We start from the raw sequence: 14,333 nt of genomic DNA, 5'->3' as shown, positions 1-14,333 counted from the left end.
AAACCACTATATTTGATTCTCAATAAAAATACCCCAGTCATGAAGGCAAAATTACTTATAAGTTCACTTGTTATAACCTCTCTTTTGATTGTTTCCTGTAAAAAGGAATTAGAGCCGCAAGAAAGTACAGCGACTTCAGAATTAGTACGATTAGGACTTGCAAAAGATACCACAAAACCTGCTGCGCCAGTGGTGCAAGCACCTGCAACAAAACCAAATACAGTTTTAAGCGATACAAAAGGAATTAATCCTGCTCACGGACAGCCGGGACACCGTTGCGATATTGCGGTTGGCGCACCTTTAAATTCTGCACCAACACAGCAAGCGCAGGCAACTCAAGCACAAACCGTTCAGGTAAATCCGACTCAGCAGAAAATGGTTACGACTACAACTGCTGCTCCAGTTAAAGTAGCAAAAGGAATGAATCCGTCACACGGACAGCCAGGACATAGATGTGATATTCCTGTTGGAGCACCTTTAAATTCTGCTCCTGCAAAAACTACAACAACAACAGCTTCAAACACAGCTCAAAGCGGAACAGTTACGCAAAACTTTACGGTTACTCCGCCAGCATCAAACCCAGTTCCAGCCTTGTTAAGTACAGAAGGCACTGAAGCTACCGTAGCAGACGGAATGAACCCACCACACGGAAAACCAGGTCATCGTTGCGATATTGCAGTAGGGGCACCGTTGCCAAAATCATAAGTTAAAGAGACAAAGTAATAAAGTAACAAAGTGACAAAGATTCCAAGAAAACTTAGAATCTTTGTCACTTTATTACTTTGCAACTTATTATATTAATGCTCTTTTATTTTTTCGAAAGTGCTCGTCAATGTTTTTTTAGCTTTGGCCAATGCACCGCTAAAAGCTTTTTCAAGACTTTCGGCGTGTTCTGTAACCGTAATTGGCTGTAGTTTTACAGGACGAACTTCAATCACACACTTTTTGTCATGCAAGCTGAATTTTTCTCCATTTTCATCTCCAAAATGAATTTCTACGCGAGTAATTTTATCTTGAAAACGGTCTAAGCTTTTTTCTACTTCTCCAGAAAAATAACTTTCTAATCTTGCACTTCCTTCAATGTTTTTGTCGGTGTTGATTTGTACTTTCATAACAAATAAAATTTAATGATTCATTCTCAAACTTATTTATTTTAAAGGAAAAAGACAAGTGAGTTAAGGAAATATTATGAAATTTTAAATTGATTTATTTTTCAATTTTGTAATTTCGATTTGGAGAAAATATACTTATAGTATTTTAATTTATAAATAAAGAAAAAAACTTACAATTAATTATTTTGTTTCGTATGTTTGCAATTCCTAAATGCAAAATATTATGAATACAAAAAAAATTCTTGCCCGTGTAGTATGGTGGCGATATTGGAAACAATCGCAACGCTCTTTGCAGCGTAGGACACCTAAACTATGCGGGTTTTATAATTCCTAAATGCAAAATTATGAGTACCAACACCCTTTCCAAAGAAACCGAATTGAGATTAACTGAATTCTTCAACAATTCAATCGATTCCAAAAGTATGGCTAAAACCATTAGGCAAGTCAATTTCCTAATTGCTTTAAATGCAATACGAGAAGATGGATTTATGAAAACCGAAACCGTAAATATTGAAGATGGTTTCTATTGGCTAAATGAATTAGCAGAAATTCTTGATCCTTATTTGGGGATTGAATAGATTTTAGAAATTGGAAAAAGCCACTTTGAGGAGTGGCTTTTTGGTTTTTATTTATTGTTACAATAAAAATTATTGACAAATTATTTTATAGTGATCTTCAATGAACAAAGTAGTAACGTTTTTTTAAAACTTGATCCAAAAATCACAATTTATATTTATATTTGCTAAAATTAGATCAAATCATAATTTGTAAAACTAAAAAAATGGCAAGTTTTGGAGATTTTTTAAAACTAGAGAGAGAAAAGAGAGAATGGACTCAAACAGAATTTGGAGCCAAAATAGGAATTAATTCAAGCGCAATTAGTCGGATGGAGAATGGTTCTCAGAAGTTTAGCATTTCCAAGCTCAAAATACTTGCTGAATTGTTTCAAATGGATAATGAAAAAATAAGTGATTTGTTTTTTGCAGATAAATTTGCGAGGGAAGCATTTAAATATAAATGTTCAGATTCTGTTTTTGCTGTTGCAGAAGACACTTCAAAATATTTAAAAAATAAAAACTATAAACAAGGGGAATTAGATTTATAATGAAAAAATATACTTTAATAGATGTCTTTTCTGGAATAGGAGGGTTTCATAATGGATTCTTGAATACTGAACGATTTGAGATGTTACTAGCTGCTGATTTTAATCAGGATTGTGAAGCATTTCATATAAAAAACCATCCAGATTTGCCTTTTGAAAAAATTGATTTATCACAAATAGACGAAAAAAAATATTGGGAAGATAAGGGAATAACAGAAGTTGATGTGTTAATTGGCGGGCCACCTTGCCAAGGATTTTCAACTATTGGAAATAGAGCTTCCTCGAATAGTTTAAAAAGAGAAAAGTATGATATTCGTAATAATCTAATTGGTCATTTTATTAATCATGTCAGAGTTCTTCGACCAAAATACTTTATAATGGAAAATGTTAGAGGATTAACAACTTATAAAAAAGGAAATTTTTTTGAAGATGTATTAGAAGAGTTTAACTCTATTCCGGGATATGAAATTGATTATAAAGTGCTTAATGCAGCAGATTATGGAGTGCCTCAAATAAGAAACAGAACCTTTGTATTTGGTAATAGAATTGGTTTTTTAGAAAATACTTATCCTGAAGCTGATCATTTTGAAAAAGGTGTTAATGGTGAAAAATGGAAGACCGTTGGGAATGCCATAAATGATCTTATTGGTAAAGAGAATGAAATTGAAAACCATAGTCCGTTAAATCACAAACCTAAGAATATAGCAAGATATCAATTAATACCAGAAGGAGGTCGTATGCCAGAAGACAAATTGTCTCCTGAACTTTATAGGAAAAATTTTGGAAGTACATTTAAAAGATTACATAGAGATAGACCTTCTTTAACAATGGTGCCAGGACATAACGCATTTCCAATTCATCCTATTTTAGATAGGAGCCTAACTGTCAGAGAGGCTGCGAGGATTCAAACTTTTTCTGATAATTTAATTTTTACAGGAAATAGACAAGCTCAATGTATTCAGGTAGGAAATGCAGTACCTCCTTTATTTGCAGAAAAATGGGCACAACATGTAATAAAAATTTTAGATGAATATGGAGAATAATTTGACTTTTATTGATTTATTTTCAGGAGCTGGAGGGTTTTTGAGGGGATTTTTGAATCAAGGATTTGAACCTTTATATTCTGTTGAGAATTGGAAACCAGCTATTGATACCCATAAACGAAATTATCCTAATGTGCCAATTATTTCAAAAGATATACGTGACGTATCAAATGAGCAGTTAATTGAATTTACAAAAGGGAAGAAAGTGAATGTAGTTGTCGGCGGTCCTCCTTGTCAAGGATTTTCTACCATTGGAAATCGTAATCCAGAAGATGCAAGAAATAATCTAATATTAGAGTTTCTAAGAGTAGTGGATACGTTAAAGCCAGATTACTTCATAATGGAAAATGTTCGTGGTCTCGTATCTTCACAAAATGGTTATTTTAAAGATATTTTACTTGAGAAATTTAGGGATATTGGATATAAAAACGTAGAATGTAAAATTGTTTGTGCTACTGATTATGGTGTCCCTCAGAAAAGGTATAGAGTTCTTTTTATAGGGTCATTAGATGAATCAGAAATTGATTTCCCACAAAATATAAACTCTAAAGATAATCCCGAGACATTGAGAAAACATATAATGGATTTAGTTGGAAAAGAAAATAAAATTCCAAATCATGTACCAATGAACCATAATCCTCTTGTTAAAGAGAGAATTAGTTATATTAAAGAAGGAGGAGGTATTAGTGCCGACATACCTAAAGACTTACTTAAGGGTTCTAGAAGTGATTATAAAGAAAATACTCTTAAGAATTTTAGCCATGTTTACAAGAGATTGCATAGAGATAAACCGGCGACAACAATGGTTCCGGGACATAATGCATTTCCTCTTCATCCTACAGAAAATAGAAGTTTAACAGTGAGAGAAGCTGCAAGAATTCAAACATTTCCAGATGATGTAATATTTGAAGGGACAAGACAAGAGCAGTGTATTCAAGTCGGGAATGCAGTACCTGTTAAGTTGTCTGAAGTATTTGCTGAACATTTAAAACTTAAATTAATTGAGCAATGGGAGCAAATCACGACTTATTAGCTGAAAAAGCAGGAAGAGCTATTATTTCTAAAATTGTCAATAAAGTCGACAATTGGTCTCAGATTTTCTCTGATAATATAAATAAGGCCGGGGATTTTAGTTGGCCAAGACCAGATTATGTTTGTTTTGATTATGATTTAGATCAAAGTTTAGCATTTGAATTTAAGCCGCCAAATCATTCAAAACGAGAATATTTAACGGGATTAGGTCAAACTCTTTCTTATTTGGAGAAACATCATTATTCGGGTATAATTTTGCCTAAGGTAGTTGAAGGATTCAATATGGCGGAGCATTTGGCAAAAATTCTTTCATTAGATATTTTTTCAAGACATTATATTGCAGTAATTGGTTATGATGAAAGAACTTTAGAGTATGACCCAATTGGCTCAATACAACTTTATAAAGCAATTGAGCATGAAAGAACAGGTGAAATAGTAGATGTAAAAATTAGTCAAACTTATTGGTGTTGGTGGCGCGATATTAGTCATTATGAGGTGTTTACTTTGCTAGACTTACTGGATAGATATGGGAATCATGGGGGCGATATTTATACGCATTATGCATGGCCAGAATTCTGGGGATTAATGATCGGTGGTTGTACAAAAACTTGGGAAGGTGAAAGCCGAGATAAAAAAGATGATGAAGCTAATTATAGAAGTGAAAAGCAAAACTATAAAATTCCATTATTTCAACTTGGTTTAATTGAGCCTTCCGAGGGAAGACTTACGGCTGAAGGCTATAAGCTAATTGCAATCGGTAAAATATATGGGTTAGATAGTAGTCTTTACATTGATTATTTAACTAAATTGGTTCTTATCGAAGGAAAACATTTGATTTTAATTCAAGATTTAGAAGAATATAAATCCAAAGCAAGCACTGTTAGTTTATCTAATAGTGTACAATTTCGCAAGGATTTTGAGACTTATTTAGATCGGAATAATTCTATAGGCTCTAGAAAAGAAGGAAGAACAACTACAGGTAATAAGGGAAGTTATATACGAGACGAGTTAAAATTGTGGAATAAGTTAGGATTGTTAAAATTAACTAGAAACGGTTATTTTATTCCTGGCAGAGGAATCGAATTTAATTGGGCAAGAATAACGGAGATTCTTACTAAAGATTTTTTATACTAATAATCTAAATTATGTACGTTTTTATTTAATGAATTATTTTAAATCAAAAAGGGAGTAGCTATTTTTAATGGTTTTAATAATTCGATTGTTTTTCTTTAAGAATTAATTTACTTTGAAGCTAAGTGCCCTAGCCCTGATGGGAGGGAAAATCCTTTTGTGGCGGCGTTCGGCATAAAAGATTGGAAGGACAGCAGGAAACAGCTCCTTATTGAAATTCTAAAAATGAAAGCTCTTCTCCTGAAGCCTCGAGATCGATCAGAGTGACAAACTAAGAGAACGCCTAAGGTTAAAAAGTTATTTCTCCTTATCCTTCTTCCCCCACTTAACCTTCATTTTTCCTTCATTATCATAAGCAATCAAATGCAGGACAATACCGCGTTCGCGAACGGCTTTTCGTTCTTCTTTGGTAGCGAGTTTGGCGTCGTTTTTAGAATTTCTTAGCGGGATGGTAAGTGCGAGATTGGTGCCTCGGCCGAAAGAGTAAATGCCATTTATGTCAAAATTTAAGACGCTGGAACTTATGGTAAGTTTATTGACATCGATTTGTTCTCCGCGCAGATTGAGCGAACCCGACAAATCGCTGAAAGTAATATTTTCGACATCGCGAAACGGAAAAGCAAATTTTCCGACTTTCATAATCGGTTCAAAATTGAGTAATGCGCCTTGGTTGACATTAAAATCGAGTTTTCCTTTCATCGAATTTACAATCAAATCGCCTTTACTACTCATTAAACCTGCAACATTGGTATTGCTGGTTAATCGTCCGCGAATGTTTTTTGGACTAAAAGATTTGATTCCGAAATTATTAAAAGACCTTAAAAAGTTCGCAATATCAACTCGGTTTACCTGTGCGTTTGAAGTAAAAACATAATGATTGCCGCTTGGCTGTACAGAACCGCTAAAGATGATGCTTCCGCCAGAAGTATTTAATGTTCCGTTTTTGAGCAGAATCTTAGAATTTAGCATCTGAATTGTAGCCTGAGTATTGGTTGCGGTAAGCGCTCCGTAGGTGATATTATCGGCTTTGAGATTAATTACAGCTGTACATTTTTCTATTACCGATCGTAACTGATTCGTAAAATTGACATTCTTTTTAACTGGTTTTTTCTCTGCCACTTTTTGTTTTGGAGAATTTTGCAGAACGCCTAAAAACTGTTTCACATCAATATTCGGACAGTAAATATTCCAATTTACAACCATTTTTTCGGGCGCGTCGTAATAAAGATTCAAGAAATTATCGATTTTTCCGTCAATGCGAATAATGTTCTTTTTGTGTTTGTAAGCTATTTTTTTAATGTAAAGCGCTTGTTGCGTAAACGACAATTGTACAGCCGTTTTTTCGGCGTGAATCTTTTTCGGAAGATAATCGAATGTAGCATCAGCAATATCTACGTCGCCCGTAAATTTGGGTTTATTGATGTACAAATCGACAATGTCAAACTGAAATTTCAAATTGGCTTTGGCATGACCGCTTTCAAAATGAAGAATTTTCTCGTTCATCATTCCGTTGAGTTTCGAAATGTCAAAATCGGAATTTACAACTCCTGTGGCAATCGGTTTTTCGAGATTGTTAATTACGGCTTGCGCAATTTTTAATGGAATGTTTTCGTATTCAGCTTTAAAATTGGTTAGAATAATGGCTGAATTTGGATCGCTGGATTCTTCTTTGGGTTTAAAAGTGTTAGTAAAAATTCCTTTGAAACTGCAATTGGTAAACAAACCGTCAGGAATACTCACTTCGTTATCGCGAATGTCTGCCTGCACTACAATTTTCGGATCGCCCTCAACATTCAAATCGCCTTTAATGTCGCAGTTTACCTTAATCGGTTTTTTGATGTCAAACTGATTAAGCTTCGAACTAATGTTTGACGATAATAAATTGGAAGCATTTCGCCATAAAATATCCGTTCCGATATTGATTCCGAAAAGCGAATTGTTTTTTCCGACATTAAAGAAAGCGATAATATCAAAAACGTCAGAACCAATTTTAAGTCCTTTGGTTTTAATATCTATTTTCTGATTGGCTTCGGCATACGAAATATCAAAATTGCCTTCGAGAATTTTTTCCTTAGCAAAACTTCCGTGGACGGTATTAAAAGCTAGACTGTTAATTTTGGTTTTCAAATACAAATTGGTTTGCCAGCTGTCATCTTCATAATTTACTTTTGATTTTAAACTTGCCACATCAAAATTAAACAATTTATGTCCCAAATGATTGTCAATAATAACATGAACATCGTTGAGGTTTACTTCGTCAATTGTCGTTTCGGGTTTTTCTTTATCGGTCTGCGTTTTTTTCTGTTTAGGTTTAAAAATATTGGCGTTCGAATAACCATTTTCGGCTTTATAAATATAAATATCGGCGTCGTTGATTAAGATTTTATGAATGTTGATTTCGTGCTGCAGTAAGCTCCAAATGTTCAAACGCGCTTCGATTTCTTTTGCTCTCAGCAAAGTATGTTTGTGGCTCTGCCATTGATTGTCTTTTATTTCGACATCACTTAGCGCCAATGTAAAGTTTGGGAAACCAGTAAGAAACTTATAATGAAAATCTCTAATATGGAATTTACCGTTTATATTTTCGTTGATTTTGGTATTGACTTTAGCAATAATTTCGGCTTTATTTCGGTTAAAATAAATCGACAAACCTCCGCAGGCCAGCAAAAGTATTGCAATTAAACCCAAGATAAAATATCCAAAGCGTTTGGCATATTTTTTAAAAGAATCAGATTGCAGAAAGGATTTGGTTTTGGATATAGCTTCTTTCATAGTAGCCGAATTTTGGATGTATTAAAGATACTACAAAAAACTTTAACTTTTTATTGGTTTGATTTTCAGATAAATATATTGTAATTTTAAAGCTATGTGGCTTATAATTAATGATAATACATTTATAACGAAAACTAATTTAGTAATGGTGTTTGATTTATTTTAAATTTTTAAATTTGTACTGTAGTTTGAAAGTTAAATATTCAAACCTAATTTTAATCTTAATATATTATGGCATTAGCAATAACAGATGCTACTTTTGATGAAGTAGTTTTGAAATCAGATAAACCAGTAATGGTAGATTTTTGGGCAGCATGGTGTGGTCCTTGTAGAATGGTTGGTCCAATCATTGACCAATTAAGCGAAGAGTACGCTGGTAAAGTAGTTGTTGGTAAAGTAGATGTAGATGCTAACCAAGAATTTGCTGCAAAATATGGTGTGCGTAACATACCAACCGTTTTGGTGTTTCATAACGGTGAAGTAGTAGGAAAACAAGTAGGAGTAGCTCCGAAACAAACCTACGCAGATAGTTTAGACGCTTTATTGTAATCTTAGATTACGATTGATATAAAAGAGGTTTGACGAGTAGTCAAACCTTTTTTATTTTTCTGCCACGAATTCACGAATTAAATTTGTGAAATTATCAGGCCGGCTATATACATTTTAGAAGTAATTAAATTAGCGCGAATTCGTGAATTCGTGGCAGAAAACCTTTGTTTGAAAATCAATTAGTGACTGTGAGTTTCACTGTTTTCGTAACCCAAAACTGTAATCATATAAGGAGTACTAGAAACCTTAGTCTTTTTGATTGCCAATGTAGAAAGATTTACTTGTACTAACTCGCCAGTTGTTGGCGAAGTAATGTAAGCAAAACGGTCTGTAACTGCCATTTGAGGTTTTAATGTGGCATCTATAGCTGTTTCTGCAGTTGCTTTAGTTTCTTTTACTGCTTGTAAACTGCTGATGTCGTAAAGTTTAAGCTCTCCAGAATGCAATAAAACAGCCAGTTTTTTATGGTCGTAACTTGTTTTGCATTGCATAATGGTTGTGTTCGCAATAATTGGTTTTACAGTATTAGCCGCAACATCAATTAAATAAGCGCCTTTTGCAGCTGTATAACCAATAAATTTTCCAGCCGAAGCCGTTTCTAAAATACTTCCAAACCAAGCCGTTCCAAAATCTGCTGGATGATCGATTAGTTTTTGGTTTCCGTTGCTTTCTACAACCAAAATTCCGCTTGACGAACCGAAAACAGCATAAACGCCGTCTGAGGCATTTCCGTGAATTCCTTTTGTCACAATTTTAGCATCAAAAAGTGTTTTTCCAGTATTGTCAATGATTTTTACTTTTTCTGGAAGCGTTCCCGTAACCGAATTGTCTTTTACCGTAATCGCATAAGTTCCGTTTGTAAAAGTCGCCATTGCACCGTGATGTGCCAATAAACCAGCGTTTATCGTTTTGAAAGTTGAACCAGCTTTGTTTACATCAGCTTCTTTACCAACAGAAAGCGTTCCGTCTCCGTCGTTAAAAGTCAGTATTTCTCCAATTTTACTTTTAAAATGCGTTGGTTTTAATGCGCTTGTAGCTAAAATTCCAAATTTCGGAACATCATCTACATCAATATGATCGCCGTGTAATTCCAATCCGCTGTCGAAAGTTTCTACAAAATTATTGTCTCTGTGAACAATTCCCGCATAACGTCCAGATTCTGTTGTGTACAAAGACGATTTAGCAAATTTTGCCGTAAAAGAACTGATCTTATCTTCATGCGGATCAAAAAGGGTTAACTCCGTAGTTTTTTCGTCAGAAAGTAAAACTCGAACAAATGTATGTTCTTCAGAAGTGTCGTGATCATGATCGTGATCGTCGTGGTTGTCATCGTCGTTGCTGCACGAAACAGCAAAAAGCGATAAAGCAAATAAAAATAGTAGTTTGTAAAACTTGTTTTTCATTGTAATAAAGGATTTAAAATTTGTAAATAATTGAGTTTTGAAAGGTTGTACTTATCGCGAAATCAAAAACGGAATCTTCATAGAAACAATAATGTTTCTTCCCGCTTCTGGAAGTTCGATAAGTCTATAAAAGCTAGTGTGATTTAAATATCTGGTATTAAATAAATTCTGGATCTGAATATTGATGCTGATATCCTGTTTTCCTGTTTTTATTTTTGAGCCCAAAGCCACATTAAAAACATGACTTTCAGCCGTTTTTTTCTCAGGCGGAACAATATTGTTTTGTTGTGCCGTAAAGCGATAATCAACAGAAAAGTAAGGTTCTTTTAAAAAGGATATTTGAGGTTCGTAATTCAATCCCAACAAAACAGAAGGCGGTGGCGAAAACGGAAGCGTATACCCTTTTTTACTGCCCGATTTTTGTTCGGAATAAAGATATTCGGCACCAATTTCTGCACTTAAAGATTTTAGGAAATAATAACGAGTCTGAAATTCTGCGCCATAGCGAAATACTTTGCTTTGTTCATATTCAAAAACCTGATTTCCTGCGCCATAATAAATATCATGAGCTGAGGTTGGATTCAGATAAATGAAATTTGGAAAATAGTTCACAAACGGAGTCAGTTGAAAAGAGAAGTTTTGCTGATTCCATTCCATTCCCAAATCCAATTGATATGAACGTTCTGCGTCCAAATTAGGATTTCCTTTTTCGAATCGGAAATAATGATAATTTACACCATTTGAAGCCAGTTCTTTGGCAATCGGCATTCTAAAACTCGAACCCAAATTGGCTTTCAGCGAAAGCTTTCCAGGATTGTAATTTGCTCCAACCGACCATGTAAAACTGTCAAAAGTTTTGGTTAAATCTTGAGAACGTTGTAAATATTCCAATTCCGTTTGATTGTTTTCAGAAACTGGACTTTGAAACCAATCGTAATACGATTTCATTTTAATTTTTCCGTAATCGTAACGAACAGCGCCGTTTAAAAACCATTTTTCGTTCAATTCAATTTTATCGTAAGCAAATAAGCCAGCGTTAAATTGTGTGAAAGCGGGAATTAAAAAACTCCATCCGCCGATTTCATTTTGCTGAAAAGCTAAATTCGAACCAACCGTAATTTGATGGTTATCAATTCTAAATTCGTCTTTAGCAGAAAACGACCAAACATCTTTATCATATTGGCGTTCCAAATCTTGTGGAGCGTACATATCTTCTGGATAAATAGGAGGCATATAACCGTGATTGACATAATGGCTATATTCTCTTCTAAAGTTATTCTGAAAACCAATTTGCGTCTCAAAAGCATGATTTACCAATTGAAAAGAAGTCGTATTGCTAACCTTTAAATGATTGACTTGCTGAAATGGCATCAAAATATCGCGGCTCGATTTATCGTGTAATTCCAGATCTACATTTCGGGGTTCGAGTCCGTGCGCATTCGCAAAAAAACCGCTTTTGGTATGCACATTGCTGAAATAGAAAACCGATTTAAAATGTTCTCCCGAATAACCCGAACTCAAATGAAAATCGAGTTCTCGTCCTGCCGTATTTCGTAAATGATTTTTGTATAATGGAACAGCATAACTATACACATGAACCACATCGGTCGGAACGCGATAATCGCCATAATCCATTGTGGTTACTCGAGAATCAAAGAACCAATTTTCGTTTCTTCCAAATAAATTAATAGAACTTCCAAATTGCGCATTGTTGCTTTTTCCAGTAAGATCAACGCTTCCGCCAAAAGTATTTTGAGATGGAAGTGGCAATGGTTTAATATTGACCGCACCGCCCACAGCATCAGATCCGTAAATAAATGAAGAAGGGCCTTTTATAATTTCTACTCGATTAACCGCATATTGATCGATTTCCAATCCGTGGTCTGCGCCCCATTGTTGGCCTTCGTGTTTCAAACCGTTCTCCACCACAATAACCTGATTGAAACTCAAACCACGAATCAGCGGTTTAGAGCCTCCAGAACCAATCGAAATAGTTTTAACGCCAGGCAATTTCTGTAAAGATTGCATCAAACTTCCGCCAAGATTACGCTGAATAAAACTATTGTTTACCGTTTCAACATTTAGCGATTCTTCTTTTTTGCGTTTTTCAATAGAATTTCCGTTAACTAAAACTTCGTTAAGTTCCTTGATTTCTTGTTTTTTTTCTGAAGGCTGATTTTGAGAAACAGCTTCGGCTGCAATCAGTAAACTGAGGAGTAAGAAACAATATTTCCAATATATGGATAGGGCATTCTTCATTAATCTGATCTTATAAAATTTTAATACTTAAACCTTTCAGCGTTTGCCAGCCTTCTTTATCCGTCAAGCGAATCATAAAATGATAATCTCCAGGATCAACATCGGCTGGAATGGTAATTTGTGTCGTTGCTTCATAGCTTTTCACCCCGTTTGGAATAGTGTAATTGTTAATGAAAAGCATTGGTTTTACAGGCTTTTTTACCGCTTCCATTTCACAGCTCGTCACTTCTGTACTGTGTGTATGATGATCGAAATTGTGATGAATATCTAGGCTGTAAGAACCAAGCGCGACATTATCATTAAAAATGGCTTTGAAAGTGATGGTTTGACCGCGCTGGATTGTACTACATTGAATCGGAAAAGCATCTGTTCCAGTAATATCAATTACAGGATATTCGGTGTCAATTTCAGTATTATCGCTGGAGCAGGATAAAATAATGGCAAGAGCAAAAACGCCTAAAAGAAACTTTATATTTTTCATATTTTTGGATTGGAATTAAAGTGCAAATGGAAGCTCAAGAGATTGCGAAAAGTTGATATTGTACGTCGTATTTTTATACAAAACCAAGAAAGTATAGTTGCCAGAAGTCCAAGATTTATTAGCAACCAAATCTTGTGGAACTGGTAAATTGTTATCTTTTGCGGCACCAATAGTAAGCTTTGGAGTTTCTCTTAGAAATTTTGTTCCGTCCCACGGAATGTTAGAGAATTGACTAGCATCTGCCACGTTTTTATGTTCGAAAACATCATATACAATCACTTTGCTAAAATCAATCTGATCTACACTTTCTGGATTATGTTTGGTATTTTTATTAATCAAAAGCAAATACATAATTCCGTCGCCTTTTACGCCTTCAAGCGTTACTTGCGAACTGAAAATGTCGTTGTTTTTGTATTTAGCCGTCTCATCAGAAAACTTGCCTTTTCGATACATAAAAGTGTCATTTATAAAAAGAGTAAATACCGAAGCAACAGGGTTTACAGGAATATTTTCTAGTTTGTAAATCGTTAGGTTTTTCTTTACTTCCAGCTTCGTTCCGTTTTGATCGTTTATGATAATGATGAAATCATATTTTCCTTCTGCAGCATCTTCTGGAATATCAAAGTGTTTGTGAACCGTTGCGTTTTTTGCGCCCGCATACTGCGTCCATGTAATTTCATGTGACCATATTTTAGAATACGTTTCGGTGCTTTTTTCTACAATCTTAACTTGTACATTTTTGATTTTATCAGCAGCTGTCACTTCTGCATTAAAATGGAAATCCTGACCAATAGTTGCTGTTTCGTTATTGCCAAGACCAAGTTCGATTTTATCAATGGTGGGAATTGCCTGTTCTTTTTCGGAATCGTCATTGCTACAGCTTGTAAAAGCAATTGCAGCAAAGAGAGAAGCCAAAATGAGTTTTGTGGTTTTCATTTTTTCTGATTTGATTTTGATCATTTTATAAAGGGTATTTGGGTTATAAAAGAGATTGTAAATACTTTTAAGTTTTTATGACTAAAGACATTAGGTTAAGATTTTTTCTTTAAGGTTTTCTTTGATTTAGCTCTCGCAAAGTCGCGAAGACGCAAAGAAAATTGCTCTAAGCTTTGCGTCTTCGCGACTTTGCGAGAACAAACAAATGCTTAAAGAGAATAGCCGTAACTAAAACCTGAATTAGAATTTAGTTCGAATGTGTTAATCGATAAAAAGTTGAGGTTTTTTTGTGTAGAAAAGCTATTTCAATATCGATATCAATATCAATATCAATATCAATATGTTGTATTAAATGCTTAGAATGAATAAAATAGACGTTGAATGTTTTAAGATTTTGAAATCATAAAAACAATTAAATAGCCGAATGGCAAAACAATCGGGAACACAAAAAAATACTAAAGTGTAAAAGGCGGGGCTCGAAGGGAAAATAAAGAGCCCTTAAAAAATGTAAAA

General features: G+C 34.4%; 13 protein-coding genes. 7 read left to right on the top strand and 6 right to left on the bottom strand.

All coding sequences use genetic code 11. The annotated features are described in order from the left end of the window. Positions 1 to 39: 39 nt before the first annotated feature. On the top strand, positions 40 to 705 hold the full coding sequence (locus AC3Y25_RS01700; RefSeq protein WP_489901533.1) for a hypothetical protein: 666 nt from the start codon (positions 40 to 42) through the stop codon (positions 703 to 705). A gap of 92 nt (positions 706 to 797) precedes the next feature. Here AC3Y25_RS01700 and AC3Y25_RS01695 read toward each other — a convergent pair whose 3' ends face one another. Then, entirely contained in the window at positions 798 to 1,112 is a 315-nt protein-coding gene (locus AC3Y25_RS01695) for an HPF/RaiA family ribosome-associated protein (RefSeq protein ID WP_095929746.1), read from the bottom strand. A 344-nt stretch (positions 1,113 to 1,456) separates the two neighbouring features. On the opposite strand from AC3Y25_RS01695, the gene AC3Y25_RS01690 reads away from it, so the two are divergent. The 5 genes from AC3Y25_RS01690 to AC3Y25_RS01670 all read left to right on the top strand — a co-directional run bounded on the left by AC3Y25_RS01690 (position 1,457) and on the right by AC3Y25_RS01670 (position 5,423). Next, on the top strand, positions 1,457 to 1,690 hold the full coding sequence (locus AC3Y25_RS01690) for a hypothetical protein (protein ID WP_129746039.1): 234 nt from the start codon (positions 1,457 to 1,459) through the stop codon (positions 1,688 to 1,690). A 203-nt stretch (positions 1,691 to 1,893) separates the two neighbouring features. After that, complete coding sequence (locus AC3Y25_RS01685; RefSeq protein WP_489901532.1) at positions 1,894 to 2,217, top strand: helix-turn-helix domain-containing protein; 324 nt, start codon at positions 1,894 to 1,896, stop codon at positions 2,215 to 2,217. Beyond that, positions 2,217 to 3,257 (top strand): DNA cytosine methyltransferase, encoded by a 1,041-nt coding sequence (locus AC3Y25_RS01680; RefSeq protein WP_489901531.1) that lies wholly within the window; start codon positions 2,217 to 2,219, stop codon positions 3,255 to 3,257. The genes AC3Y25_RS01685 and AC3Y25_RS01680 overlap by 1 nt, the downstream gene beginning before the upstream one ends. Continuing rightward, complete coding sequence (locus tag AC3Y25_RS01675) at positions 3,247 to 4,290, top strand: DNA cytosine methyltransferase (RefSeq protein ID WP_489901530.1); 1,044 nt, start codon at positions 3,247 to 3,249, stop codon at positions 4,288 to 4,290. Before AC3Y25_RS01680 ends, AC3Y25_RS01675 begins: the two co-directional genes overlap by 11 nt. After that, positions 4,266 to 5,423, top strand: a complete 1,158-nt coding sequence (locus AC3Y25_RS01670) for a hypothetical protein (RefSeq protein WP_489901529.1) — start codon at positions 4,266 to 4,268, stop codon at positions 5,421 to 5,423. Before AC3Y25_RS01675 ends, AC3Y25_RS01670 begins: the two co-directional genes overlap by 25 nt. A gap of 294 nt (positions 5,424 to 5,717) precedes the next feature. Here the strand turns inward: AC3Y25_RS01670 and AC3Y25_RS01665 are convergent, their stop codons facing one another. Further along, the gene (locus AC3Y25_RS01665) at positions 5,718 to 8,192 is read right to left on the bottom strand and encodes an AsmA family protein (RefSeq protein WP_489901528.1); all 2,475 of its coding nucleotides are present in this window, start codon (positions 8,190 to 8,192) and stop codon (positions 5,718 to 5,720) included. Between the two features lie 231 nt (positions 8,193 to 8,423). On the opposite strand from AC3Y25_RS01665, the gene trxA reads away from it, so the two are divergent. Continuing rightward, the gene (gene trxA / locus AC3Y25_RS01660; RefSeq protein WP_068844792.1) at positions 8,424 to 8,741 is read left to right on the top strand and encodes a thioredoxin; all 318 of its coding nucleotides are present in this window, start codon (positions 8,424 to 8,426) and stop codon (positions 8,739 to 8,741) included. 179 nt (positions 8,742 to 8,920) lie between these two features. Here trxA and AC3Y25_RS01655 read toward each other — a convergent pair whose 3' ends face one another. Genes AC3Y25_RS01655 through AC3Y25_RS01640 form a run of 4 tightly spaced genes read right to left on the bottom strand, consistent with a single transcriptional unit; the run spans position 8,921 to position 13,820 of the window. Next, on the bottom strand, positions 8,921 to 10,144 hold the full coding sequence (locus AC3Y25_RS01655; RefSeq protein WP_489901527.1) for a hypothetical protein: 1,224 nt from the start codon (positions 10,142 to 10,144) through the stop codon (positions 8,921 to 8,923). 51 nt (positions 10,145 to 10,195) lie between these two features. After that, positions 10,196 to 12,403, bottom strand: a complete 2,208-nt coding sequence (locus AC3Y25_RS01650; RefSeq protein ID WP_489901526.1) for a TonB-dependent receptor — start codon at positions 12,401 to 12,403, stop codon at positions 10,196 to 10,198. A gap of 10 nt (positions 12,404 to 12,413) precedes the next feature. Next, positions 12,414 to 12,884 carry a DUF4625 domain-containing protein gene (locus AC3Y25_RS01645; RefSeq protein ID WP_489901525.1) on the bottom strand — a complete coding sequence of 157 codons (471 nt, stop codon included), beginning with the start codon at positions 12,882 to 12,884 and terminating at the stop codon, positions 12,414 to 12,416. A gap of 15 nt (positions 12,885 to 12,899) precedes the next feature. After that, positions 12,900 to 13,820: a DUF4625 domain-containing protein gene (locus AC3Y25_RS01640; RefSeq protein ID WP_489901524.1), complete on the bottom strand. Its 921-nt coding sequence runs from the start codon at positions 13,818 to 13,820 to the stop codon at positions 12,900 to 12,902. Positions 13,821 to 14,333 lie beyond the last annotated feature (513 nt).

This window comes from Flavobacterium sp. LK-23 (genome assembly GCF_058135255.1).
Note: the sequence above shows the minus strand (reverse complement) of the source record. Positions and strands in the feature narration are given on the sequence as shown.